Here is a 24,597-nt window from a genome sequence, read left to right as displayed (position 1 = left end):
ACCGGAACCTGATCAAAACAGTGGGCGGTAAGCGGAATTCGCCTTCGCATCGAGTAATGCCCTGAAGGCGTTGATCGTGAATTGCTTCACGAAATGCGCGGCGCATTGTCGCGACACAAGATTCACTTCACATCGAGATGCGCCCGAGAAGTCCCATGATTCACTTCACGGGACAACTGTAAGCACGAGTACCCAGGTGCGCGCATGCCGAAGGGCCCCACCGGAGTGGGGCCCTTCGGGTGAGCTAGTCGTGGGAGCCGGCTCAGGTCAGCGTCGCCTCGGCGGGCGTCGTCGGCCAGGTCATACGGATGAGCCCGCCGTGCTCCCCGGCGGAGACCTCCACGTCGTCGACGAGGCCGCTGATGACCGCGAGGCCCATCTCGTCCTCCTCGACGTCCGTGTCGTCCACGCCGGAGCCGGGCACCCGGTCGCCGGGAGCCACCCGAGGCGCCTCGTCGCCGACCTCGATGGAGAACGCCTTCTCCTCCTCGATGAGCGCCACCCTCACCGGGGCGGTGATGCCACCGCTCTGGTGCAGGCTCACGGCGCGCGTGCAGGCCTCGCCGACGGCGAGCCGCACCTCGTCGAGGACGGCCTCGTCCACTCCGGCCCTGCGCGCCACCGCTGCCGCCACCAGTCGGGCGGTCCTGACGTGCTCGGGCAGCGCGCTGAAGCGGAGTTCAACGGTGGCCATGCGTCCCCCTCGGAACTACGGGCGTGCTGTCGGGGGGCCGGGCCGCCGAGGCCGGTCCCCCGGTGTTCAACTGGTCCGTACCGGGCCGCGCGGCCCGGTACGGAGTGGTGGTCAGTCGGTGGCAGCTACCGCTTCGTCGACCGAGGTGTGAATGGGGAACACCTTGGTCAGACCGGTGATGCGGAAGATCTTCAGAATGCGCTCCTGGTTGCAGACCAGGCGGAGCGAGCCCTCGTGGGCACGCACCCGCTTCAGTCCGCCGACCAGTACGCCGAGCCCGGTGGAGTCGAGGAAGTCCACGCCCTCCATGTCCACGACGAGGTGGAAATTCCCGTCGTTCACCAGCTCGACCAGCTGCTCGCGCAGCTTGGGCGCGGTATATACGTCGATTTCGCCACCGACCTCGACGACCGTACGATCGCCGACTGTACGGGTCGACAGGGACAGGTCCACGGATCCTCCAGCACCTTGCTATCGAGCGGTCGCCCCTCGGGACACCTCGGCAGGAGCCCCCGGGACGGTTCGCCAGCCGCGATGGCATTCAATCACTTACCGGCAGGCGTGCACGACGCCTTGGCTCCATTGTCCGTCACGCCGGTGACACACTCGGTGCCGATGGCCAAGAATCACCAATCCGAACGATCCTCGGCACAGCCCGCCTCGCGCCTGTCGCCGGGCGAACTCCTGGACCGGCTCGCCCCGGGCCCGAGCCGGGCGTCGCGCATCACTCATACGGAGCACTTGCCCCCGCGCGCGGGTCGCCATGCCGTCTGGCCGGACCGGATTCGATCCGAGGTCATCGCGGCCGTGCAGGCCCGCGGCATCGAGCACCCCTGGGCGCACCAGGCCCTGGCCGCCGAGCACGCCCTGGACGGCGACTCGGTGGTCGTCGCCACGGGCACCGCCTCCGGCAAGTCCCTGGCGTATCTCATGCCGGTGCTGTCCACCCTTCTGGACGGCTCCGAGGCGCCGAACGGACGCGGCGCCACCGCCCTCTACCTCGCCCCCACCAAGGCCCTCGCGGCGGACCAGCGCCGCTCCGTGAAAGAACTTTCACAACCCCTGGGCAACGCCGTGCGTCCGGCCGTGTACGACGGCGACACGCCGTTCGAGGAACGCGAGTGGATCCGCCAGTACGCCAACTACGTCCTGACCAATCCGGACATGCTGCACCGCGGCATCCTCCCGTCCCACCCCCGCTGGTCCTCCTTCCTGAAGTCACTGAAGTACGTCGTCATCGACGAGTGCCACACCTACCGCGGCGTGTTCGGCTCCCATGTCGCCCAGGTGCTGCGCCGGCTGCGGCGGCTGTGCGCCCGCTACGGCTCCTCTCCGGTCTTCCTGCTGGCCTCGGCGACCGCCGCCGACCCCGCGGAAGCCGCCGGCCGTCTCACCGGCCTCCCCGTGGTCGAGGTCGCCGACGACGCCTCACCCCGCGGTGAACTGGTGTTCGCCCTCTGGGAACCCCCGCTCACCGAGATGCAGGGCGAGAAGGGCGCACCCGTCCGGCGTACGGCCGTCGCCGAGACCGCCGACCTGCTCACCGACCTCGCCGTGCAGGGCGTACGCACGGTCGCCTTCATCCGCTCCCGGCGCGGCGCCGAACTGGTCTCGGTGATCGCCCAGGAACGGCTCGCCGAGGTCGACCGCTCCCTGGCCCGGCGTGTCGCGGCGTATCGCGGCGGCTACCTCCCCGAGGAACGGCGCGCCCTCGAACAGGCCCTCCACTCCGGCGAACTCCTCGGCCTCGCCGCCACCACCGCCCTGGAACTCGGCATCGACGTCTCCGGCCTGGACGCCGTCCTGATCGCCGGCTACCCCGGCACCCGCGCGTCCCTGTGGCAGCAGGCCGGCCGGGCGGGCCGCGCCGGACAGGGCGCGCTGGCCATCCTGGTGGCCCGCGACGACCCGCTGGACACCTTCCTGGTCCACCACCCCGAGGCGCTCTTCGACCGCCCGGTGGAATCGACCGTCCTCGACCCCGACAACCCCTACGTCCTCGCCCCGCACCTGTGCGCCGCCGCCGCGGAACTCCCGCTGACCGACGAGGACCTGGAGCTGTTCGGCCCCGAGACCGAGGGCCTGCTGCCGCAACTGGAGGCCGCGAAGCTGCTGCGCCGCCGCACCAGGGCCTGGCACTGGACCCGCCGCGAGCGCGCCGCCGACCTCACCGACATCCGCGGCGAGGGCGGCCGGCCCGTACAGATCGTCGAGTCGGGCACCGGCCGGCTGCTCGGCACGGTCGACGCGAGCTCCGCCCACACCGCTGTCCACGAGGGCGCCGTCCACCTCCACCAGGGCCGCACGTATCTCGTCCGCTCCCTGGATCTGGAGGACTCCGTCGCCCTGGTCGAGCAGGCCAACCCGCCCTACTCGACCGTCGCCCGCGACACGACCGCCATCTCCGTCCTCGAGACGGATGTCGAAATCCCGTGGGGCGACGGCCGGTTGTGCTACGGCTCGGTCGAAGTCACCCACCAGGTCGTCTCCTTCCTGCGCCGGCGTGTCATCACCGGTGAGGTGCTCGGCGAGTCGAAGCTCGACCTCCCTCCCCGTACGCTGCGCACCCGCGCGGTGTGGTGGACGGTCACCGAGGACCAGCTGGACGCGGCCCGCATCAACCCCGAGATCCTCGGCGGCGCCCTGCACGCCGCCGAGCACGCCTCCATCGGCCTCCTCCCGCTCTTCGCGACCTGCGACCGCTGGGACATCGGCGGTGTGTCGGTCCCCCTGCACCCCGACACGCTCCTGCCGACGGTCTTCGTCTACGACGGCCATCCGGGCGGCGCGGGCTTCGCGGAGCGCGCCTTCCACACCGCCCGCGCCTGGCTGACCGCCACCCGCCAGGCCATCGCCTCCTGCGAGTGCGAGGCCGGCTGCCCGTCCTGCATCCAGTCCCCCAAGTGCGGCAACGGCAACGATCCGCTGCACAAGCGGGGCGCGGTACGGCTCCTCACGGAACTGCTGCGGGCGGCCCCGGAGGAGAAGGAGGCGCGGGGGGACGGGGTGGCGCGGGGGGACGGGGTGGCGCGGGACGAAGGGACTCGGGCGGACGAGGAGGCTCGGGTCTCGGAGCCTGGGGTGGGCGAGGCTCCGGGGGCGAGCGAGGCCCCGGGGGACGAGGAAGCTCCGGCAGGCGAGGAAGCGCGGGTCGAGGAGCCTGCGGTGGGCCAGGAGCCTGCCGTGGGCGAGGAAGCGCTCGGCGTGGAGCCTGCCGTGGGTGAGGAGACGCGGGTCAGGGAGGCTCCGGCGGTCGAAGGGGCGCGGGTCGGGGATGCTCCGGCGGGCGAGGGGACGCCGACCGAGGATCCTTCGGCAGGCGAAGGGGCGCGAAACGAGATACCTCCGGCGGGCGACGGGGCGCGGAAGCCTCCGAGGGAGCCGTCGGGGGCGTGACGGTCGCAGGGTCCGAGGGTGGTGGCGCCGGGGCCGGGCCCGGGAGGGGCGGCACCGGCGCGGAGTCCGGGGGCGGCGGAACAGGCCCCGAGTCCACGGGCAGCGGCACCGGTCCGGAGTCCAAGGGCGGCTGCACCGGTCCCGGAGGGCCCGCGCGGGCCCTGACCTCGGCCGTGAACGGGCCCCGTCCCGACGCCGCCGTCACGTCCGAGATCTCCCCGACGACCGCGCACCGCACCAGTCGCGCACCCTGCGCCCCGGCCACCCGGCCGGCACGGGCGCAGGCCTCCCGCTCGCCCTCCGCCCAGTGGTCCGCCGCCGCGAGCGCCGCGAGGTCCGCACCGCCGGCGGCCCGGTGCCGGATCACGACGGCCTGCCCGTAGGCGAGCACCAGGCCGAACACCACACACAGCACGGCGATCACGGCGAGGCCCATGACGGTGGCGGAGCCCTGGTCTCCGCCGTCCCTGGCCCTCATGGCCCCTCCCCCGCGTCCTCCGCCACCGCCACCGCCTCCTCCCGTACCTCGAAGGGCAGCCCGCGCAGCACCGCCGGCTTCGCCACGACCACCACCCGGACCTGGTCGCCCTCCCGGCTGACCGTCACCCTCGCCCCGCCCGGTGCCGCCTCACGGGCCAGCGCGACCACCGCGTCGGGAGGGTCCTGCCGGGCCGCGGCCCGGGCGCCGGTCCTGGCCGCGTCCACGCACTGGAGCTGGGCGGCCATGACCAGCAGCCCCCACACGAGCGCCATCGCGAACGCCACCAGCACCGGCAACACCACGGCCGACTCCGCCGTCACGAACCCCTGGTCGGAACCCCGCCACCGCCGCCACGCGCCCACCCGCTCACATCTGCGCACTGAGTGCCCGCCTCACGATGTCCTGCAACAGCGCCATGACGGCGTCGCTCGTCAGCACCTCGTAGAGGAGCACGGCGAAGCCCACCGTCGCCACGATCCCCATCGCGTACTCGGAGGTGACCATTCCGGCGTCCCTCCGCCCACGCCGCGTCCCGCACACCAGGGCGCGCAGCCGCGCCCGTACCGCCTTGTCCATCTCAACCCCCGTGAGGTTCGATTCCGTTCGTCTCTGACCGGCCCGCGGCTGTTCCGCCTGGCCTGTGGCTGGTCCGCCCGGCCGTGGCTGGTCCGCCAGGCCGTGGCTGATCCACCCGGCCTACGCCTGGGCCGCCTGACCGCTGCCTTCTCTGCCTTCTCTGCCTTCTCTGCCGGCTCTCCGCCTGTTCTCCGGCCGTCGTTCGCTCTCTCGCTCCGCGCCCCGCGGCACTTGCTCACCGCATCCCGCTCACCTCCCTCCGCCCAGGGCCCCGCCCGCGAGCCCGATCACCACGGGCAGGACGCCGACGGCGATGAAGGCGGGCAGGAAGCACAGCCCGACAGGCGCGGTGACCATGACGGCCGCCCGCCGGGCCCTGGCCGTCGCGGCGCGTGTCCAATCGGCACGGGCGTCCGACGCGATCCGGGCGACGGGCACGGCGGCCGGCACACCCGACACGCCGGCCCGCTCCAGCAGCCGGGCCAGTGCCGTCGCCCCCGGCGTGGCGGCCAGCCGCCGCCAGGCGGTGCCCGGTTCACCCCCCAGCCGCACCTCGGCGGCACCCCGCGCCAGCGCCTCCCCGACGGGACCGTCCAGCGCCTCGCCCACGGCCTGCGCCGCGATCACCGGACCGGCACCCGCCGCGATGCACGCGGCCAGCAGGTCGGCGGCGAGCGGCAGTTGGCGGGCGGCGAGCCGCGCGTCGGCCTGGCTCACTGCGGCCGTGCTCGCGGAAGCCGTCGTCCCGCGTCGGCGGCGCCACCGCCCCAGCGCCACCGCGCCGATCAGCCCCACCGCGAGGCCGCCCGCGCCACCGACCACCGCGCATCCGGCACCGGCCACCGCCATCTCGGGCAGCCACCGCTTCACGGCTTCCCGCGGTCCGCCGCGCGCCTTCTTCGGCGCCGGCAGCCACGGCAGCACTTCGGCGAGCCGCTGTCGTGCCCTGCGCCGACGCCGCACGGTGTCCAGCCACCGCACCAGCCACACCAGGAGCAGCACGACCCCCAAGCTCGCCCCCAGCCTGTGGAAAACTTCCCCGCCCATACCGCCTCCGCTCACGTCACCCACCTCGCTCCGATCGCACCGCTGCCCACTACGCCCCCTCCGCCTTCCGCACGATCCACAGCACCCACCACACCCCGGCGCCCTCCAGCAGCCCTCCGACGAGCAGGCAGCCCAGCCCCGCGCCGGTGTGGAGCAGGACGTGCAGCGGGTCGGCGCCGAGGGCCGTGCCCAGCAGGAGGCCCAGGACCGGCAGGCCGGCGAGCATCGCCGCCGTGGCCCGCGGGCCCGCCAACTGGGCTCTCAGGTCGGCCCGTTGGTCGCGCTCGGCCCGCAACGCCCCTTCGAGGCGGTCGAGTCCGGCCGCGAGGCCCGCGCCCTGGTCCACGGCCACCCGCCAGCACGCCGCGAGTCCCAGCAGTCCGTCGGCCCCCGGCTGCCGGGCCGCGGCCGCGAGGGCCTTGGGGACGTCCTCCCCGAACCGAGCCGCCGCCAGCACCGCCGCCTGGGCCGCGCCCAGCCCTGCGGTGTCCCGTGCGGCCCGCTGCAACGCCTCCCCGGGCTGCCGTCCCGCCCTGACCTCCCCGGCGAGCGCCGCGCACAACGCGATCACCGCGTCCCCTTGCCGCTCTCCGGCCCGCCGGGCCTCCGCGGCCCTTCGCAGTCGGCGCAGCAGGGGCACTCCGGCCGCCCCCGCGACGACCGGCAGCACCGAGGCGCCCACCACGGCCAGGGCCAGCCCGACGACCGGCGCCCACCATTCGGGCCGCCACCGGCCGCGCAGCCGCCGCAGCTCCTGGGCCAGCTCCGGCCAGGCCGGGGGCCCACCGCCGACCACCCCGCCCCCGGCGAGCAGCAACTGTGCCCGCCGGGCCCCGGAGTACGGCCCGCCCAGCAGCCACGCCGCCGCCCCGGCGCAGGCCACCGCCGCGGCCGTCGGCATCTCACCCGTCCAGTTCATCGCCCGCTCCGCTCTCCTCGGGCCGCAGCAGCTCCCGCAGCCGCGCCCAGCCCCGCTCCCGGGCGAAGGTGTCCGCCTGCCACCGCAGGGCGGGCACGGTCCGCACCAGTCCCGACGGGTCCCGCTCCAGCACGTCCACCTCGGCGATCCGGCGCCGCCCGGCCGGGTCGCGGACGAGGTGCAGGACCACCGACAGGGCGGCCGCCACCTGGCTGTGCAGCGCGGCCCGGTCGAGGCCGGCCGCCGTACCGAGCGCCTCCAGCCGGGCGGGGACGTCGGCGGCGGCATTGGCATGAACCGTCCCGCAGCCGCCTTCGTGACCCGTGTTGAGCGCCGCCAGCAGGTCCACCACCTCGCGCCCTCGCACCTCGCCGACGACCAGCCGGTCCGGCCGCATCCGCAGGGCCTGGCGCACCAGGTCCTCGAGGGTGACGAGCCCGGCGCCCTCCTGGTTGGCGGGGCGCGTCTCCAGGCGGACCACATGGGGATGGTCGGGCCGCAGCTCCGCCGAGTCCTCCGCGAGCACGATCCGTTCCCCGGGCCCGACCAGCCCCAGCAGCGCGCTCAGCAGGGTGGTCTTGCCGCTGCCGGTGCCGCCGCTGATCAGGAAGGACAGCCGGGCCCGCACCAGCGCCCGCAGGATCCGGTCGCCGCCCGGCGGGACCGTGCCCGCTGCCACCAGTTCGTCGAGGGTGAACGCGCGCGGCCGTACCACCCGCAGCGCCAGGCAGGCGCAGCCCACGGCGACCGGCGGCAGCACCGCGTGCAGCCGTGTTCCGTCGGGCAGCCGGGCGTCGGCCCAGGGCCGGGCGTCGTCCAGGCGCCGTCCGGCCACCGCGGCCAGCCGCTGGGCGAGGCGTCGTACGGCCGCCGCGTCCGGGAAGGCGACGGCGGTCAGTTCCAGGCCGCCGCCCCGGTCGACCCAGACCCGGTCCGGGGCCGAGACCAGTACGTCGGTCACCGACGGGTCGGCGAGCAGGGGTTCCAGGGGCCCGCTGCCGATCAGTTCGCGGCGCAGCTGCTCCGCAGCGCCGAGGACCTCGGTGTCGCCGAGGACACGGCCCTGTTCGCGCAGCGCCTGCGCCACGCGCGCGGGTGTGGGTTCCGCGCCGCTGTCGGCGAGCCACTGCCGTACGCCGTCGAGCAGTTGCCGTTCGAGGCCGGGTGCCGTGCTCATGAGCCGCCCGCCTCGGTCAGGGCCCGCTCCCAGAAGCCCTTGCAGAAGCGGGCGAGTGGCCCGCGCGCGGTGGCGCCGGGTGGTGCCTTGCCGCCGTCGGGGCGCAGCAGTCCCGACTCGACGGGCACCTCGCCGGCCAGGGGCAGTCCGAGCAGTCTGGCCACCTCGCGGTCGTCCAGTCCGGGCGCGTACGGGCCGCGTACGGCCACCCTGAGGTCGCGCACGACCATGCCGGCGGCGGAGGCCACGCGTCCGGCCGCCGCGACGGCCCGCAGTTCGGCGGGGACGACGACGATGGCCAGATCGAGCTGGGCGAGTGCCTCGGCGACCCCGTCGTCGACCCGGCGGGGCAGGTCGACGACGACCGTGCCGCCCCGGCGCCGGGCCGCGGCAAGCACCGCGCGGACGGCCTGGGGCGGGACGGCGACGCAGTCGCCCCGGTCCCAGCTGAGCACCCTGAGCGAGTGCAGCCTGGGCAGCGACTCCTCCAGGGCCCCGCCGCCGACCCGTCCGCGCGAGGCGGCGAAGGCGGGCCAGCGCAGCCCTTCGGCGGTCTCCCCGCCGAGGAGTACGTCGAGTCCGCCGCCCAGCGGATCGGCGTCCACCAGGAGGGTGCGCAGTCCCTCGCGCGCGGAGGTGACGGCGAGGGCGCACGCGAGCGTGGAGGCCCCGGCGCCGCCCCGGCCGCCGATGACGCCGACGGTGAGCGCGGGCCGGCCGACGCCTTCGGCGACGTCGGCGATGCGGTCGACCAGCCACTGTTCGCCGTCGGGCAGCATCAGCACGTGGTCGGCGCCGATCTCGACGGCGCGCCGCCAGACCCCGGAGTCGTCCTGGTCGCGTCCGACGAGGACCACTCCTCGCCTGCGGGCGGCTCCGCGCACCCGGTGTGCGGCGTCGTCGCCGACCAGGACGAGCGGCGCGGAGTCCCAGCTGCCCCGACGCTCCGGCACCGAGTGGTGCACCTCGGGTGTGGCGCCCGCGGCGGCGCACAGGCGCAGCAGGTCGTCGAGGAGCAGCGCGTCCTCGGTGACGATCAGCGGTTTGCCCTGCCGGCCTCCGGCGGTGGGCGGCGGGTCGTGTGTGACGGCTCCGGCCACGGTGTCCATCCCCCTTCGCGGCGGGGCGCGCTGTCCCTGTGGCCCCGCGATTCCCAAACGTGTGAAGAACCGGGCATCCGGCCTCCATTTGCGCGGCCTGGCAGAAGCCGGCCGTACGCGTCGGCAAACGGAACCGGCCATGAACTCGGCCCGAGCGGACGCGTCGGAATCACGATGCGGCGAACCCGGAAATCGTGTGGATCTTGGTGGAAAACTGTGGACAAGCAGGTTCTTGTGAATAACGCCGTCACCCATACCGGTGACGCCCGCACCATCCCCTGTGCGACTTCCGCAGAGCAGTCCGACGACTACGCACAGTGACGGGTCGTGGGCATGCAAAAAGAGGCGGACGCAGCCGCCTCGGCACGGCGCACCGGCCGTGTACAGAACAGGAAAACCCACCCGGACATGCGACGACCCCCGCCGGGGGGGAGAGCGGGGGTCGCCTTCACGGCCGACTCGGGGGGGGAGGAGCCGGACCGCGTTAGCACGGTCGCGAACGATCCGTGACTTCCATGGTGTACCCGAGAGCCCTCTCAGGCAAACCCACGCGCCCACCTTACGCCGAATGGGCTGCCCCTATGCTCGTGCTTGTGGAAAACCACTCCTTGCCCCGCACAGCGGCCTTCTTTGACCTGGACAAGACGGTCATTGCGAAGTCGAGCACGCTCACCTTCAGCAAGTCCTTCTACCAGGGCGGGCTGATCAACCGCAGGGCCGCCTTGCGGACCGCGTACGCCCAGTTCGTCTTCCTCGTCGGCGGTATGGACCACGACCAGATGGAGAAGACCCGCGAGTACCTGTCCCGGATGGTTCGCGGCTGGAACGTCCAACAGGTGAAGGAGATCGTGGCCGAGACCCTTCACGACCTGATCGACCCCCTCATCTACGACGAGGCGGCCTCCCTGATCGAGGAGCACCACACCGCCGGCCGTGACGTCGTCATCGTGTCGACGTCGGGCGCGGAGGTGGTCGAGCCGATCGGCGAGCTCCTCGGCGCGGACCGGGTGGTGGCCACCCGCATGGTCGTGGGCGAGGACGGCTGCTACACCGGCGAGGTGGAGTACTACGCGTACGGCCCCACCAAGGCGGAAGCGATCAAGGAACTGGCCGAGTCCGAGGGGTACGACCTCTCGCGCTGCTACGCGTACAGCGACTCGGCGACCGATCTGCCGATGCTCCGGGAAGTGGGCCACCCCCATGCCGTGAACCCGGACCGGGCGCTGCGGCGGGAGGCCGTCGCGAGCGGATGGCCGATTCTCGACTTCCACCGGCCCGTGCGGCTCAAGCAGCGGATCCCGTCGTTCTCCGTACCGCCCCGCCCGGCACTGGTCGCGGCGGCCGCCATAGGGGCCGCGGCCGCCACGGCGGGCCTCGTCTGGTACGCCAGCCGGCGCCGTACGGCGACCGCCTGAGCGGGCACGGCCGGGTCCGTGGACCGGCACACCCTCCGCGCGTCCGTTTAGCTCCTGTTTGAGAGTAAAAGTAAAGAACTGGCGCCAGGACTTCCGCTTGTCCGGGGCCTGGAGTACAAAGGACTCAACGGCCCGCGAGACCAAGGACATCCGAGAGGATCACCTTAATAACGCATTTGGCCCCACGGACCGCGCATGACCACTGGGCACCCACGCGACGTCGACCCGTCGATTACGGGCCAGCCGCACCAGGAAGCGGGCAAAGCACCCGGCCTGATGGGCAACATTTCGAGGACGCTTGGTAACCGGGTGAGCATGCCAGCGGCGGTACGAGGACTCGTACCGCCGCATCCCATGTGCCATGTGAGGCTCCCGCGCGGGGGCCTCTTTTTCGTATCCACGGCCCCACACGCGCCCGCGCCCACGCGCCCGTGCCCGCACACCCACGCGCGGGCGCGCCCTTCACGGCGCGTCGCTCACGCCGCCCCGCGCTGGAGCGCCTCGCACACCGCCGTCGACTCGCGAGCGCCCAGCTCGACCGCCCGGCCGCAGTGGGCGATCCAGGCCGCCATGCCGTCCGGCGTCCCGGAGACATAGCCCTCCAGGGCCGCCAGGTAGGCCGCGCGGCCCTGCTCGGCATGGCCCACCTCGGCCGGGCAGACCGACTTGGGGTCGAGGCCGCTGCCGATCAGGACGATGCGCTCCGCGGCCCGCGCGATCAGGCCGTTGTGGGAGACGAAGGGACGCAGGGCGAGCAGCTCGCCGTGCACGACGGCGGCCGTCACCAGGGCGGGCGCCGAACTGCCCGCGATGATCAGCTGGGACAGCCCCTCCAGCCGGCCGGCCAGCTCGGGGGCATCGGGCAGCGGCAGCTCGATCAGCGGCTCGTCGACCGCCTCCCCCGCCTGCCGGGGCCGCCCCACCTCGTCGTCGTCGGTCGCCGCGGCCACCAGGTGCAGCCGGGCCAGCACGCGCAGCGGTGACTGGCGCCAGATGGACAGCAGCTGGCCCGCCTCGGCGGTCAGCCGCAGGGCGGCGCCCACGACGCGCGCGTCGTCGTCGACGCCGAAGTCGCTGCGCCGGCGCACCTCCTCCAGGGCCCAGTCGGCACCGGAGAACGCCGCGGAGCCCCGGGAGCCGCGCAGGGCCGCCTCGGAGGTGATCGCGTTGCTGCGGCGCCGCATGACCCGGTGCCCGTAGACCCGGTCCACGGCCTTGCGCACGGACTCCACGGACTCGGCCACACCGGGCAGCGAGCCCAGGGCCGCGAGCGGATCGGCGGACGCGCCTGTCGTACTCATGAGTACGACATTACGCAACGAGGGCGCGCACCCCTCGAAGGAGTGGTCTTCTTCACGCCCACCTGCCACCTACAGCTATCGGGCCGCTACGCTTGGTGAACATGAAAATTGCTTTCGTTGGGAAGGGCGGCAGCGGCAAGACCACCCTGTCCTCCCTGTTCATCCGTCATCTCGCCGCCGTCGGCGCACCGGTGATCGCGATCGACGCGGACATCAACCAGCACCTCGGACCCGCCCTCGGACTCGACGAGACGCGGGCCGCGGAACTGCCGGCGATGGGCGAGCGGCTCCCGCTGATCAAGGACTACCTGCGCGGCTCCAACCCGCGCATCGCCTCCGCCGACACGATGATCAAGACGACCCCGCCCGGCGAGGGCTCCCGGCTGCTGCGGGTGGGCGAGAACAATCCGGTGTACGACTCCTGCGCCCGGCCGGTGGAACTCGACGGCGGTGCCGTCCGTTTGATGGTCACGGGCCCTTTCACGGACGCCGACCTGGGGGTCGCCTGCTACCACTCCAAGACGGGAGCGGTGGAGCTGTGCCTGAACCACCTGGTGGACGGCCGTGACGAGTACGTCGTGGTCGACATGACGGCCGGTTCGGACTCCTTCGCCTCCGGCATGTTCACCCGCTTCGACATCACGTTCCTCGTGGCCGAGCCGACCCGGAAGGGGGTCTCCGTCTATCGCCAGTACAAGGAGTACGCCCGCGACTTCGGCGTCGAGCTGAAGGTCGTCGGCAACAAGGTGCAGGGCGCGGAGGACATCGACTTCCTTCGCGCCGAGGTCGGGGACGACCTGCTCGTGACAGTGGGGCACTCGGACTGGGTGCGCGCCATGGAGAAGGGCCGGCCGCCCCGGTTCACCCTCCTGGAGGACACCAACCGTGACGCCCTGCGCCAGTTGCAGACGACCGTCGACACGGCGTACGAACGGCGCGACTGGGAGCGCTACACCCGCCAGATGGTGCACTTCCACCTGAAGAACGCGCAGTCCTGGGGCAACGAACGGACCGGGGCCGACCTGGCGGCGCAGGTCGACCCCCACTTCGTCCTCGGCGAGAGCGTCGCGGCCGCCGTCTGACACCTGCCGCGCACCACCACCGTCCGGCGGCCGCATCCGGCAGCCGCCGGGCAACCGGTGCCCGGGACGGCAGACCGGTGGCTACCGCCCGGCCGCCGGTGCTCCGGGTGCCCCCTTCGGGGCCGGGGCCCGGCTGCCGGACAGGAAGGACGTCCAGCCCTGCTTCGGGGCCTCGCCGACCTGAAGGGTGCGCAGCCGGGCCAGCGTCTGCGGGTCCTGGGTGTCCAGCCAGTCGGCCAGCTGCCGGAAGGACACACAGCGCACGTCGGGCTTGTTGCAGACGGCCTCGACGACGTCCTCGACGGCGCGCATGTACGTGCCGCCGTTCCAGGACTCGAAGTGGTTGCCGATGATCAGCGGGGCGCGGTTGCCGTCGTAGGCCCGGTCGAAGCCCTTGAGCAGGCCGTCCCGCATCTGGTCGCCCCAGCGGTCGTACTTGGCGGGGTCGCCCTGGGTGGTGGTGCCGGACTGGTTGACCATGAAGTTGTAGTCCATGGTGAGCTGCTCGTAGGTGTGGCCGGGGAAGGGCACGAGCTGCATCGACAGGTCCCACAGGCCCTGCTTCTTCGCGGGCCAGAGCTGGTTGTTGACGCCGCTGGTGTCGTAGCGGAAGCCCAGTTCACCGGCGGCCCGCATGAAGTTCTTCTGGCCTTCGAGACAGGGGGTGCGGGCGCCGACGAGTTCCTTGTCGTAGTCGAAGGGCAGCGGGGCCGCCTGCGTCAGGCCGGTGTTGGTCTTCCAGGTCTTCACGAACTGTTTGGCCTGGGCGATCTCGTCCTTCCACTCCTCCACCGACCACTCGCCGACGCCGCCGTTCTTGCCGCAGAAGTGGCCGTTGAAGTGGGTGCCGATCTCGTTGCCCTCCAGCCACGCCAGGCGCAGCTGCTCCGCGGTGTCGGCGATGCCCTGCTCGTCGTTGAAGCCGATGTCGGAACGGCCCGGTGAGTGCTGGGGCGGCCGGTACAGGTCGGCCTTCTCCTCCGGCAGCATGTACACGCCGCTGAGGAAGTACGTCATCGTGGCGTTGTTGGCCTTGGAGACCTGACGGAAGTGGGAGAACAGCTTCTGGCTGTCCTCACCGGCGCCGTCCCAGGAGAAGACCACGAACTGCGGGGGCTTCTGACCGGGCTTCAGCCGTTCGGGCCGGGGGAGGTGCGGCTGCTCCCCGGTGTACGCGGTGGAGCCGTCGCCGATCAGCCGGACCGTACTCTTCGGCGCGCGGGCCGGCGGGCCTTCGGCGCCTTCCTTCGAAGCATGGGAACCGCCGGTTCCCGCAGCGCAACCGGCGAGCGACGCGGTGAAAGCCGCGGCGACGGCGCCCGCGGCGATCCTCTGGGTGGCGGCCATCTTCCGCCCACCTTCTTCCTTCTCTCGGCCAACGCCGACGAGGGCGTTCTCTGACGGCGCCGCCGGGACGAGCCGACGGCGCCGTCAACGTCGCACGGGGCCGAGAAGGAATTAGTACGACAAGCCGATGAAATGCTCACTTCATACATCTGGGTGACCTTTTACCCCATTTGCCACAAAAATCCATGCTTGCCTTTTACTCTCCATTACGATCTGTTTACTGAGCGTTGATTTCATCCCGCCGCTGTACGCCGTGACCCACGGCCGCGACCGCCCCCATGACCCATGAGGGACCACCTGTTCCGCGACCGCGCTGCCCCGGAGGAGACGGGAACATGTCCGCCTGCGTCCCCACCCGCACCAACCATCCGACGCGCACCCAGCGCATCCACCGACCCCACAGCCCGCCACCGACCCCGCCCCGGCGCTTCCGCGTCGCCGGCGCCGATGTGTCCGCCGCGATCGCGGTCTTCCTGATCGCCCTCCCGCTGTCCCTCGGCATCGCCCTCGCCACCGGCGCACCGCTCCAGGCCGGCCTCGTCGCCGCCGCCGTCGGCGGGATCGTCGCCGGCCGGATCGGCGGCTCGCCGCTCCAGGTCAGCGGCCCCGCCGCCGGGCTCACGGTCGTCACCGCCGACCTCATCCAGCGCTACGGCTGGCGGACGACCTGCGCCATCAGCGTCCTCGCCGGCCTCGCCCAACTCGGCCTCGGCTGCCTGCGCGTGGCGCGCACCGCGCTCGCCGTCAGCCCCGCCATCGTGCACGGCATGCTCGCCGGTATCGGCGTCACCATCGCCGTCGCCCAGCTGCACATCGTCCTCGGCGGCACACCACAGAGCGCCGTGCTCGACAACCTCCGCGCCCTGCCCGCGCAGCTGGCCGGGCTGCAACCCGCCGCGGTGGCCGTGAGCGCGCTGACCCTGACCCTGCTGCTGCTCTGGCCCCGCATCCCGGGTCGGGCCGGCCGTCTGCTGCGCAAGCTGCCCGCCGCCCTGGTCGCCGTCGCCGGAGCCACCGCCACCGCGGCGCTCACCGGCCTCACCCTGCCCAAGGTCGACCTGCCCTCCTGGCGCAGCCACGCCCTGGCCGGACTGCCCGAGGGCCCGGCGCTCGGGCTCGTCGCGGCCGTCCTCACCGTGACGCTGGTGTGCAGTGTGCAGTCGCTCCTCGGCGCGGTCGCCGTCGACAAGCTCATCGCCTCCCGCCCCGGTCTGCTCGCCGCCGGCCCCGGCCGCGCCGCCCGCCTCGGACGGTCCGACCTGGACCGCGAACTGCTCGGGCAGGGCGCCGCCAACATCGTCTCCGGCGCGCTCGGCGGGCTGCCCGTCGCGGGGGTGGCCGTACGAAGTTCGGCGAATGTCCACGCGGGTGCCGTGAGCCGGAACTCCACGACGCTGCACGGCGTTCTCGTAGTAGTCGCCGCACTGCTGATGGTCCCGATCCTGGAGCTGATCCCGCTCGCCTCGCTCGCCGCCCTGGTGATGGCCGTCGGCATCCAGATGGTGTCCCTGCACCACATTCGCACGGTGACCCGCCACCGAGAGGTGCTGGTGTACGCCGTCACCACCCTCGGCGTGGTGGTCCTCGGCGTCCTGGAGGGCGTGCTGCTGGGGGTCGCCGTGGCCGTCGCCGTCGCCCTGCACCGCCTCGCCCGCACCCGCATCACCCATGACGAACGGGAAGGAGTCCATTACGTCCATGTACGAGGCCAGTTGACGTTCCTCGCGGTACCCCGGCTGAGCCGAGCCCTGCACCACATCCCCCAAGGCGCCCATGCCGTGGTCGAGTTGGACGGCTCCTTCATGGACCACGCCGCGTACGAGGCCCTCCAGGACTGGCAGAAGACGCACACCGCACAGGACGGCGTCGTCGAACTGACCGGCCGCCGCGTCGGCACCGGAGCCGATACCGAAGCCGAAGGCGGGACCGGCGGCGAGACGGCCACCGATGCCGGCACCCACCCCGACACCGGCTCCGCCCGGGCCGAGTGCCGCTGCCGCCCCTGGACACCGTGGCGCAACCACCAGTGCCACGGCCGCCCGACGGGAGCAGCCGCACGCGTCGGAGCCGCCACCCCCTCCACCACCTCCACCGCACCCGGCACACCGCACACGCCCGACACCCCGACCATGCCCGAGACCCCGACCACCCCCACCACATCCACCACATCCACCGCGCCCACCACGCCCACCGCACCGTCCACCCCCGACGCACCCGACCTCCGTGAACCCACCCCCGGCACAGCGGGCGGCAGCCAGCTGATGCGCGGCATCACCGCCTTCCAGCGCAACACCGCCCCGCTGGTCCGTGGGGAGCTGGCGCGGCTGGCCAGGGAGGGGCAGCGGCCGACCCAGCTGTTCCTGACCTGCGCCGACTCGCGCCTGGTCACCTCGATGATCACCTCCAGTGGTCCGGGCGACCTCTTCGTGGTGCGCAACGTGGGCAACCTCGTGCCGCCGCTCGGCGAGGAGAGCGGGGACGACTCGGTGGCGGCGGCGATCGAGTACGCGGTCGACGTGCTGCACGTACGGTCCATCACGGTGTGCGGGCACTCCGGGTGCGGGGCCATGCAGGCCCTGTTCGACTCCGAACCCGGTGGTGCCCAGACCCCGCTGAAGCGGTGGCTGCGGCACGGGCTGCCGAGCCTGGAGCGGATGGCCGACGAGAGCCGTCCGTGGGCCCGGCTGGCCGGCCGGGCGCCCGCGGACGCGGTCGAGCAGCTCTGCCTGACCAACGTGGTCCAGCAGTTGGACCATCTCCGGGCCCATGAATCGGTGGCCCGGGCCCTGCGGGACGGGGCGCTGGAACTGCACGGACTGTACTTCCACGTGGGCGAGGCACAGGCGTATCTGCTCGCCGAGGGAGCGGAAGGGGAGTTGTTCGATCACGTGGGAGCGGCGGACCTGACGGCGTGAGGCGAGCCTCCCGCCCCCCTGCCCACCGCCGCGCCCCCACCACCCCCGAACAGGCCACACCCACCCACCCCCGGCAGGACAAGGAGTGTGAAAGGCGTTACACCGGCTGAACTTCGCTCGATCGACGTCCGTGGGTACGGATGACCCGGATGACCCGGTCATCCCAGCCGCGCCCACCGGCCGCGCCCGCCGGCGGCCCCAGGTCGACCCCCAGTCGACCCCAGCCACCACAACAGGTCTAAACCAATTTTTCGGCGACCCTTGTCACCGGACCCCTGGGTCTGATGAGCTGTGGCCTGGGACACAACGGACACCCTTCGAACGGGAGATGTCGTGAGCAACGAGAGCCTGGCCAACCTGCTCAAGGAAGAGCGCAGGTTCGAGCCGCCCGCCGACCTGGCCGCAAACGCCAACGTCACGGCGGAGGCGTACGAACAGGCCAAGGCTGACCGGCTCGGCTTCTGGGCCGAGCAGGCCCGCCGGCTGACCTGGGCCAAGGAGCCGACGGAGACGCTGGACTGGTCGAACCCGCCGTTCGCCAAGTGGTTCAAGGACGGCGAACTGAACGTCGCGTACAACTGCGTCGACCGCCACGTGGAGGCCGGGCACGGGGACCGGGTCGCCATCCACTTCGAGGGCGAGCCCGGCGACAGCCGTGCCATCACCTACGCCGAGCTGAAGGACGAGGTGTCGAAGGCGGCCAACGCGCTGCTGGAGCTGGGCGTCGAGAAGGGCGACCGCGTCGCCGTCTACATGCCGATGATCCCGGAGACGGCGGTCGCGATGCTGGCGTGCGCCCGGATCGGCGCCGCGCACTCGGTCGTCTTCGGCGGCTTCTCGGCCGACGCGCTGGCCACTCGGATCCAGGACGCCGACGCCAAGGTCGTGATCACCTCCGACGGCGGGTACCGGCGCGGCAAGCCGTCCGCGCTGAAGCCGGCCGTGGACGACGCGGTCGCGCGCGTGGACAACGTCGAGCATGTGCTGGTCGTGCGGCGCACCGGCCAGGAGGTCGCCTGGGACGACAGCCGTGACGTGTGGTGGCACGAGATCGTCGAGCGGCAGTCCGCCGAGCACGCCGCCGAGCCCTTCGAGGCCGAGCAGCCGCTGTTCATCCTCTACACGTCCGGGACGACGGGGAAGCCGAAGGGCATCCTGCACACCTCCGGCGGCTACCTCACCCAGGCGGCGTACACCCACCACGCCGTCTTCGACCTCAAGCCGGAGACGGACGTGTACTGGTGCACGGCCGACGTCGGCTGGGTCACCGGGCACTCGTACATCGTCTACGGCCCGCTGGCGAACGGCGCCACGCAGGTCATGTACGAGGGCACGCCGGACACCCCGCACCAGGGCCGGTTCTGGGAGATCGTGCAGAAGTACGGGGTGACGATCCTCTACACGGCGCCCACCGCGATCCGGACGTTCATGAAGTGGGGCGACGACATCCCCGCGAAGTTCGACCTGTCGAGCCTGCGCGTCCTGGGGTCGGTGGGCGAGCCGATCAACCCCGAGGCGTGGATCTGGTACCGCAAGCACATCGGTGCCGACCGGACGCCGATCGTCGACACGTGGTGGCAGACGGAGACCGGCGCGATGATGATCTCGCCGCTGCCGGGCGTCACCGAGACCAAGCCCGGCTCGGCGCAGCGCCCGCTGCCGGGCATCTCCGCGACCGTCGTCGACGACGAGGCGCGGGAGGTCCCCGACGGAGGCGGCGGCTACCTGGTGCTCACCGAGCCGTGGCCGTCGATGCTGCGCACCATCTGGGGCGACGACCAGCGGTTCCTCGACACGTACTGGTCCCGCTTCGAGGGCAAGTACTTCGCCGGCGACGGCGCGAAGAAGGACGACGACGGCGACATCTGGCTCCTCGGCCGCGTCGACGACGTGATGCTCGTGTCCGGCCACAACATCTCGACCACCGAGGTGGAGTCGGCGCTGGTGTCGCACCCGTCGGTCGCCGAGGCGGCCGTGGTCGGCGCGGCGGACGAGACGACCGGACAGGCGATCGTCGCCTTCGTGATCCTGCGTGGCACGGCGAACGCCGAGGACGAGAACCTCGTCGGCGAGCTGCGCAACCACGTCGGCGCCACGCTCGGTCCGATCGCCAAGCCCAAGCGGGTCCTGCCGGTGGCCGAGCTGCCGAAGACCCGCTCCGGCAAGATCATGCGCCGTCTGCTGCGGGACGTCGCGGAGAACCGCCAGCTGGGTGACGTGACCACGCTGACCGACTCCTCGGTCATGGACCTCATCCAGGCGAAGCTCCCGGCGGCGCCCAGCGAGGACTGAGGACGTACGACATCGAGAGGGCACCCGGCGGGCGGAGACCGCGCCGGGTGCCCTCTCGGCGCCTACCGTGGGGATCACCGGATGCCCCCCGCGCACACCTTAGGTAAAGTAAACAAAAAAATCTCTGCCTCAGGTGCGCCGGGAAGTCTGGTCGGCATGTGCTCAGTCCTGCCCACCGACCGGAGGTCTCCCCCGTGACCGCGCCCCGCACCCCCGTCCCCCGCAAGGTCCTCGGGCGTCTGTCGCTGCCCGAGCGGACGTTCGTCGCGGATGCGCTGCGCACCGAGACCGTCGGCGGTGTGCTGCTGCTGGTCGCCGCCGTCGCCGCCCTGATCTGGGCGAACGTCCCCGCACTGCACGACAGCTACGAGAGCGTCAGCCACTTCCACCTGGGTCCCGAGGCCCTCGGTCTGCACCTCTCCGTCCAGCACTGGGCGGCCGACGGGCTTCTCGCGATCTTCTTCTTCGTCGCCGGCATCGAGCTGAAGCGCGAGCTGGTCGCCGGTGACCTCAAGGACCCCCGGGCGGCCGCGCTCCCCGTGGCCGCCGCGCTGTGCGGGATGGCCGTACCGGCGCTGGTGTACACGCTCACCAACATCACCGGCGGCGGCTCGCTCGGCGGCTGGGCCGTGCCCACGGCCACGGACATCGCGTTCGCGCTCGCCGTGCTCGCCGTCATCGGTACGTCCCTGCCGGGCGCCCTGCGCGCCTTCCTGCTCACCCTCGCGGTCGTCGACGACCTGTTCGCGATCCTGATCATCGCGGTGTTCTTCACGGACGACCTCGACTTCGCGGCGCTGGGCGGCGCGGTGGCCGGCCTGTTCGTCTTCTGGCTGCTGCTGAGGAAGGGCGTCCGCGGCTGGTACGTGTACGTACCGCTCGCGCTCGTGATCTGGGCGCTGATGTACAACAGCGGCGTCCACGCGACGATCGCCGGTGTCGCCATGGGCCTGATGCTGCGCTGCACCACCCGCGAGGGCGAGGACCACTCCCCGGGCGAGCGCATCGAGCATCTGGTCCGGCCCCTGTCGGCGGGCCTCGCGGTGCCGCTGTTCGCCCTGTTCAGTGCCGGGGTGGTGATCTCCGGCGGCGCGCTCGCGGATGTGTTCGGGCAGCCGGAGACGCTCGGGGTGGTGCTCGGGCTCGTCGTCGGCAAGACGGTCGGCATCCTCGGCGGGACCTGGCTGACCGCGCGTTTCACCCGCGCCTCGCTCAGCGATGACCTCGCCTGGGCCGATGTCTTCGCCGTCGCCACCCTCGCCGGCATCGGCTTCACGGTGTCGCTGCTCATCGGGGAGCTGGCGTTCGAGGGCGACGAGGCCCTCACGGACGAGGTCAAGGCGGCGGTCCTGGTGGGCTCGCTGATCGCGGCGACCCTGGCGACCGTGCTGCTCAAGCTGCGCAACGCCCGCTACCGGAGCCTGTACGAGGCCGAGGAGCGCGACGAGGACCTCGACGGCATCCCGGACGTCTACGAGCAGGACGACCCGGCCTGCCACCTGCGGATGGCCGAGATCCACGACCGCAAGGCCGCCGAGCATCGCAGCCGGGCCGAGGAGCTCGCCCGGGACAGGGCCGGGGAGCGTGCCGGCCAGGAATCCGGGTAGGGGCGTGGGGCCCGCGCGCGGGTTCCCCCGGGCCGGCGAGGCTCCCTCCGTACACACATGGGGGCCGAAGTCGTGGGCGGGGCAGGCGAGGACGGCGACCGTCCGGCATGATCTGACGGGACGGTACAAAAGAAGCCAGAAGCAGCACAGCAGCAAGAAACACACAGCAGCAGAAGAGGGAGATCGCGATGAGCGCACCCGACGGCAGCCCGGTCGGCGCCGAACGCAGCATCGGCCAGTTGTTCGCCTCGGCGACGACCGAGTTGTCGGCCCTGGTGCACGACGAGATCGCGCTGGCGAAGGCGCAGCTGAAGCAGGACGTGAAGCGCGGCGCGGTGAGCGGCGGGGCGTTCACGGTGGCCGGCGCGGTGCTGGTGTTCTCCCTGCCGATGCTGAACTTCGCGCTGGCGTACGGCATTCGGACCTGGAGCGACTGGAACCTCGCGATCTGCTTCCTGCTGTCCTTCGCGGCGAACGTGCTCGTCGCGGTCGTCCTCGCACTGGTCGGCGTGATCTTCGCGAAGAAGGCCAAGAAGAGCCAGGGCCCGCAGAAGGTGGCCGCGTCGATGAAGGAGACGGCGGGCGTCCTGCAGAACGCCAAGCCGCACCCGCGGCCCGAGCTGCCGCAGGACCGGGAGCCGGTGGCCATCGAGGTTGTGGCACGCTCGTCGTCATGACGGACCCCGGCACCTCTTCGGCTCAGCCCTCCTCGGTCGTCCGGCCGGACGGCCCCTGGACGCATCGCGAGGTCGCGGCCAACGGCGCCCGCTTCCACATCGCGGAGGCCGGCGACGGGCCGCTGGTGATGCTCGTCCACGGCTTCCCGCAGTTCTGGTGGACCTGGCGGCACCAGCTGACCGCACTGGCCGACGCGGGCTTCCGGGCCGTCGCGATGGATCTGCGGGGCGTGGGCGGCAGCGACCGTACGCCCCGGGGCTACGACCCGGCCAACCTGGCCCTCGACATCACGGGCGTGATCCGTTCCCTCGGCGAGCCGGACGCCGCGCTGGTCGGCCATGACCTGGGCGGATATCTGGCGTGGACGGCGGCCGTGATGCGCCCCAAGCTGGTCCGCCGGCTCGCCGTCGCCTCGATGCCGCACCCCCGGCGCTGGCGCTCGGCGATGCTGGCCGACGTCCGGCAGACGACCGCGAGTTCCCACATCTGGGGGTTCCAGCGGCCGTGGGTGCCGGAGCGGCAGCTGACCGCGGACGACGGGGAGCTGGTGGGCCGGCTGATCCGGGACTGGTCCGGCCCGCTGCTGCCGGACGACGAGGCGGTGGAGACGTACCGGCGCGCCATGTGCATCCCGTCCACGGCGCACTGCTCCGTGGAGCCGTACCGGTGGCTGGTGCGCTCGCTGGCCCGGCCGGACGGCGTCCAGTTCTACCGGCGCATGAAGCGGCCCGTGCGGGTGCCGACGCTGCATCTGCACGGGTCCCTCGATCCGGTGATGCGCACCCGCAGCGCGGCCGGCTCCGGGGAGTACGTGGAGGCGCCGTACCGCTGGCGGCTGTTCGACGGGCTGGGGCACTTCCCGCACGAGGAGGATCCGGTCGCTTTCAGTACAGAACTGGTCAATTGGCTGAAGGATCCCGAACCCGATCGGTGACCGATCCGTCGCGCCCGGAACGCAAAGCGGAACGCCTGTTCTACGAACGGCCACTTGCCCGGCGCATAGGCCAATTGGCCGCCCCGAGGGCGGTTATCGACCTTCGGGCGGGGGCAGACGTCGGTGTATGGGCTGGACGCACGACTACAGTGACGCAGCACGCAACCGCCGCTCGGCCAACGGCCTGAGCCCCCACCAACGAGGCGCCGACCCGCAACTGCCGGGCTCAGACCTCCGGGTGGGCATTCCACGCATCCTGCGCCGCCGGGCCCGCTGGGTGTCGGTACGCCTGCGTCACCCGCGAGGCTGACCCCCGCACAGGGCCCGTCCGGCCGAGGACACCGCCACGCACCCCCGCAGGGCCGTCAGAGGGCGCAACTGTCGCTGCCCACCTGCTGGCCCGCGCTACGCCCCTCGTCGATGTCCTCCTGGATCTCGTCCGCGGTGAGCGCGTAGCCGGTGTCGGCGTCGTCGAGGGACTTCGCGAACACCACGCCGTACACCTCGCCGTCGGGCGTGAGCAGCGGGCCGCCGGAGTTGCCCTGGCGGACGGTCGCGTACAGGGAGTACACATCACGGCGCACGGTGCCGCGGTGGTAGATGTCCGGCCCGTTGGCCGTGATGCGCCCGCGCACACGCGCGGCACGGACGTCGTACGACCCGTTCTCCGGGAAGCCCGCGACGATCGCCCCGTCGCCGCTCGCGGCGTCGTCACTGGTGAACCGGAGTGCCGGAGCGTCGAGTTCCGGTACGTCCAGGACGGCGATGTCGCGCTTCCAGTCGTACAGCACGACCTTGGCGTCGTACTTGCGGCCCTCGCCGCCTATCTGGACGGTGGGTTCGTCGACGCCGCCCACGACGTGCGCGTTGGTCATGACGCGGCGCTCGGCGAAGACGAAGCCGGTGCCCTCCAGGACCTTGCCGCAGCTCTCCGCGGTGCCCATCACCTTGACGATGGAGCGCTGCGCGCGGGTGGCCACGGCGCTGCCGGCCAGCGCCGGGTCGGGCGGCTGGACGTCGGTGATGGGCTCGTTGGCGAACGGGCTGAAGACCTGCGGGAAGCCGTTCTGCGCGAGGACGGAGGAGAAGTCGGCGAACCAGGTGTCGGCCTGGGTGGGCAGCGCCCGGGACACCCCCTGGAGCACCTTGGAGCTGCGGACCTCCTTGCCGAGCGTCGGCAGGGTGGTGCCGGCCAGCGCCGAGCCGATCAGCCAGGCCACCAGCAGCATCGCGACGACGTTGACCAGCGCGCCGCCGGTCGCGTCCAGCGCGCGGGCCGGGGACCAGGTGATGTAGCGGCGCAGTTTGTTGCCGAGGTGGGTGGTGAAGGCCTGGCCTATGGAGGCGCAGACGATCACGATGACGACCGCGACGACGGCGGCTGTCGTGCTGACCTCGGAGTTGTCGGTGAGCCAGTCCCAGATCACGGGCAGCAGGTAGACGGCGACGAGGCCGCCGCCGAGGAAACCGATCACCGACAGGATGCCGACGACGAAGCCCTGGCGGTAGCCGACGACCGCGAACCAGACGGCCGCGAGCAGCAACAGGATGTCCAGCACGTTCACCGCTTCGCGCCTCGCCTCATCAGTTCGCGGTCCCTACAGGTCGGCCGGGGGCCGGGGGGCGTTCCCCAGGC

20 protein-coding genes and 1 pseudogene are annotated in these 24,597 nt (G+C 72.3%); 9 read left to right on the top strand and 12 right to left on the bottom strand.

Annotated elements, in window-relative coordinates:
• Positions 1-262: 262 nt before the first annotated feature.
• A complete protein-coding gene (locus tag IE275_RS13860) occupies positions 263-694 on the bottom strand; it encodes an ATP-binding protein (RefSeq protein WP_189711405.1) in 432 nt (143 codons plus the stop codon).
• Positions 695-805: 111 nt separating this feature from the next.
• The gene (gene bldG / locus IE275_RS13855; protein ID WP_009189842.1) at positions 806-1,147 is read right to left on the bottom strand and encodes an anti-sigma factor antagonist BldG; all 342 of its coding nucleotides are present in this window, start codon (positions 1,145-1,147) and stop codon (positions 806-808) included.
• Positions 1,148-1,309: 162 nt separating this feature from the next.
• Here bldG and sftH point away from each other — a divergent pair, with 162 nt between their 5' ends.
• A complete protein-coding gene (gene sftH / locus IE275_RS13850; RefSeq protein WP_229870227.1) occupies positions 1,310-4,090 on the top strand; it encodes a DEAD/DEAH box helicase in 2,781 nt (926 codons plus the stop codon).
• Between the two features lie 205 nt (positions 4,091-4,295).
• Here sftH and IE275_RS13845 read toward each other — a convergent pair.
• The 7 genes and pseudogenes from IE275_RS13845 to ssd all read right to left on the bottom strand — a co-directional run.
• Positions 4,296-4,526 (bottom strand): annotated as a pseudogene (locus tag IE275_RS13845) (Rv3654c family TadE-like protein); the annotation flags it as partial.
• A gap of 38 nt (positions 4,527-4,564) precedes the next feature.
• Entirely contained in the window at positions 4,565-4,951 is a 387-nt protein-coding gene (locus tag IE275_RS13840; RefSeq protein WP_189711403.1) for a TadE family type IV pilus minor pilin, read from the bottom strand.
• Positions 4,938-5,147 (bottom strand): DUF4244 domain-containing protein, encoded by a 210-nt coding sequence (locus tag IE275_RS13835; RefSeq protein ID WP_189711401.1) that lies wholly within the window; start codon positions 5,145-5,147, stop codon positions 4,938-4,940. Before IE275_RS13835 ends, IE275_RS13840 begins: the two co-directional genes overlap by 14 nt.
• A gap of 249 nt (positions 5,148-5,396) precedes the next feature.
• A complete protein-coding gene (locus IE275_RS13830; RefSeq protein WP_189711399.1) occupies positions 5,397-6,194 on the bottom strand; it encodes a type II secretion system F family protein in 798 nt (265 codons plus the stop codon).
• A 49-nt stretch (positions 6,195-6,243) separates the two neighbouring features.
• Positions 6,244-7,113 (bottom strand): type II secretion system F family protein, encoded by an 870-nt coding sequence (locus tag IE275_RS13825; protein ID WP_189711397.1) that lies wholly within the window; start codon positions 7,111-7,113, stop codon positions 6,244-6,246.
• On the bottom strand, positions 7,097-8,290 hold the full coding sequence (locus IE275_RS13820; RefSeq protein WP_189711395.1) for a TadA family conjugal transfer-associated ATPase: 1,194 nt from the start codon (positions 8,288-8,290) through the stop codon (positions 7,097-7,099). Before IE275_RS13820 ends, IE275_RS13825 begins: the two co-directional genes overlap by 17 nt.
• Positions 8,287-9,399 (bottom strand): septum site-determining protein Ssd, encoded by a 1,113-nt coding sequence (ssd, locus tag IE275_RS13815; RefSeq protein ID WP_189711393.1) that lies wholly within the window; start codon positions 9,397-9,399, stop codon positions 8,287-8,289. The genes IE275_RS13820 and ssd overlap by 4 nt, the downstream gene beginning before the upstream one ends.
• Before the next feature lie 572 nt (positions 9,400-9,971).
• Between ssd and IE275_RS13810 the strand changes: the two genes are divergently transcribed.
• Positions 9,972-10,805 (top strand): HAD family hydrolase, encoded by an 834-nt coding sequence (locus tag IE275_RS13810; RefSeq protein WP_189711391.1) that lies wholly within the window; start codon positions 9,972-9,974, stop codon positions 10,803-10,805.
• Between the two features lie 476 nt (positions 10,806-11,281).
• Here the strand turns inward: IE275_RS13810 and IE275_RS13805 are convergent, their stop codons facing one another.
• Positions 11,282-12,106: a Fic family protein gene (locus tag IE275_RS13805; RefSeq protein ID WP_189711389.1), complete on the bottom strand. Its 825-nt coding sequence runs from the start codon at positions 12,104-12,106 to the stop codon at positions 11,282-11,284.
• Between the two features lie 101 nt (positions 12,107-12,207).
• Here IE275_RS13805 and IE275_RS13800 point away from each other — a divergent pair, with 101 nt between their 5' ends.
• Positions 12,208-13,188: an ATP-binding protein gene (locus IE275_RS13800; protein WP_189711387.1), complete on the top strand. Its 981-nt coding sequence runs from the start codon at positions 12,208-12,210 to the stop codon at positions 13,186-13,188.
• Between the two features lie 81 nt (positions 13,189-13,269).
• Here the strand turns inward: IE275_RS13800 and IE275_RS13795 are convergent, their stop codons facing one another.
• A complete protein-coding gene (locus tag IE275_RS13795; protein ID WP_189711385.1) occupies positions 13,270-14,535 on the bottom strand; it encodes a polysaccharide deacetylase family protein in 1,266 nt (421 codons plus the stop codon).
• Between the two features lie 335 nt (positions 14,536-14,870).
• Between IE275_RS13795 and IE275_RS13790 the strand changes: the two genes are divergently transcribed.
• The 6 genes from IE275_RS13790 to IE275_RS45895 all read left to right on the top strand — a co-directional run bounded on the left by IE275_RS13790 (position 14,871) and on the right by IE275_RS45895 (position 23,271).
• Positions 14,871-17,450, top strand: a complete 2,580-nt coding sequence (locus IE275_RS13790) for a bifunctional SulP family inorganic anion transporter/carbonic anhydrase (RefSeq protein ID WP_189711383.1) — start codon at positions 14,871-14,873, stop codon at positions 17,448-17,450.
• A 333-nt stretch (positions 17,451-17,783) separates the two neighbouring features.
• The gene (gene acs, locus IE275_RS13785; RefSeq protein WP_189711381.1) at positions 17,784-19,742 is read left to right on the top strand and encodes an acetate--CoA ligase; all 1,959 of its coding nucleotides are present in this window, start codon (positions 17,784-17,786) and stop codon (positions 19,740-19,742) included.
• Between the two features lie 194 nt (positions 19,743-19,936).
• Entirely contained in the window at positions 19,937-21,349 is a 1,413-nt protein-coding gene (gene nhaA, locus IE275_RS13780) for a Na+/H+ antiporter NhaA (protein WP_189711380.1), read from the top strand.
• Positions 21,350-21,537: 188 nt separating this feature from the next.
• Positions 21,538-22,026 carry a phage holin family protein gene (locus tag IE275_RS13775; RefSeq protein WP_189711378.1) on the top strand — a complete coding sequence of 163 codons (489 nt, stop codon included), beginning with the start codon at positions 21,538-21,540 and terminating at the stop codon, positions 22,024-22,026.
• Positions 22,023-22,961, top strand: coding sequence for an alpha/beta fold hydrolase (locus IE275_RS13770; protein WP_189711376.1), 939 nt, complete (start codon positions 22,023-22,025; stop codon positions 22,959-22,961). Before IE275_RS13775 ends, IE275_RS13770 begins: the two co-directional genes overlap by 4 nt.
• A gap of 127 nt (positions 22,962-23,088) precedes the next feature.
• Entirely contained in the window at positions 23,089-23,271 is a 183-nt protein-coding gene (locus IE275_RS45895) for a hypothetical protein (protein WP_229870226.1), read from the top strand.
• A gap of 55 nt (positions 23,272-23,326) precedes the next feature.
• Here the strand turns inward: IE275_RS45895 and IE275_RS13765 are convergent, their stop codons facing one another.
• On the bottom strand, positions 23,327-24,526 hold the full coding sequence (locus IE275_RS13765; RefSeq protein ID WP_189711374.1) for a MarP family serine protease: 1,200 nt from the start codon (positions 24,524-24,526) through the stop codon (positions 23,327-23,329).
• Positions 24,527-24,597 lie beyond the last annotated feature (71 nt).

This window comes from Streptomyces phaeofaciens (assembly GCF_014648915.1).
GTDB lineage: Bacteria > Actinomycetota > Actinomycetes > Streptomycetales > Streptomycetaceae > Streptomyces > Streptomyces phaeofaciens.
This window is presented reverse-complemented; position numbering and strand designations above follow the sequence as displayed.

Coding starts and splice junctions, on each gene's coding strand:
- IE275_RS13810 (WP_189711391.1), top strand. CDS start 9,972: ATGCTCGTGCTTGTGGAAAACCACTCCTTGCCCCGCACAGCGGCCTTC.
- IE275_RS13860 (WP_189711405.1), bottom strand. CDS start 694: ATGGCCACCGTTGAACTCCGCTTCAGCGCGCTGCCCGAGCACGTCAGG.
- IE275_RS13770 (WP_189711376.1), top strand. CDS start 22,023: ATGACGGACCCCGGCACCTCTTCGGCTCAGCCCTCCTCGGTCGTCCGG.
- IE275_RS13775 (WP_189711378.1), top strand. CDS start 21,538: ATGAGCGCACCCGACGGCAGCCCGGTCGGCGCCGAACGCAGCATCGGC.
- IE275_RS13795 (WP_189711385.1), bottom strand. CDS start 14,535: ATGGCCGCCACCCAGAGGATCGCCGCGGGCGCCGTCGCCGCGGCTTTC.
- IE275_RS13790 (WP_189711383.1), top strand. CDS start 14,871: ATGTCCGCCTGCGTCCCCACCCGCACCAACCATCCGACGCGCACCCAG.
- IE275_RS13820 (WP_189711395.1), bottom strand. CDS start 8,290: ATGAGCACGGCACCCGGCCTCGAACGGCAACTGCTCGACGGCGTACGG.
- sftH (WP_229870227.1), top strand. CDS start 1,310: ATGGCCAAGAATCACCAATCCGAACGATCCTCGGCACAGCCCGCCTCG.
- IE275_RS13835 (WP_189711401.1), bottom strand. CDS start 5,147: ATGGACAAGGCGGTACGGGCGCGGCTGCGCGCCCTGGTGTGCGGGACG.
- ssd (WP_189711393.1), bottom strand. CDS start 9,399: ATGGACACCGTGGCCGGAGCCGTCACACACGACCCGCCGCCCACCGCC.
- IE275_RS13825 (WP_189711397.1), bottom strand. CDS start 7,113: ATGAACTGGACGGGTGAGATGCCGACGGCCGCGGCGGTGGCCTGCGCC.
- IE275_RS13830 (WP_189711399.1), bottom strand. CDS start 6,194: ATGGGCGGGGAAGTTTTCCACAGGCTGGGGGCGAGCTTGGGGGTCGTG.
- IE275_RS13805 (WP_189711389.1), bottom strand. CDS start 12,106: ATGAGTACGACAGGCGCGTCCGCCGATCCGCTCGCGGCCCTGGGCTCG.
- IE275_RS13800 (WP_189711387.1), top strand. CDS start 12,208: ATGAAAATTGCTTTCGTTGGGAAGGGCGGCAGCGGCAAGACCACCCTG.
- IE275_RS45895 (WP_229870226.1), top strand. CDS start 23,089: ATGGGCTGGACGCACGACTACAGTGACGCAGCACGCAACCGCCGCTCG.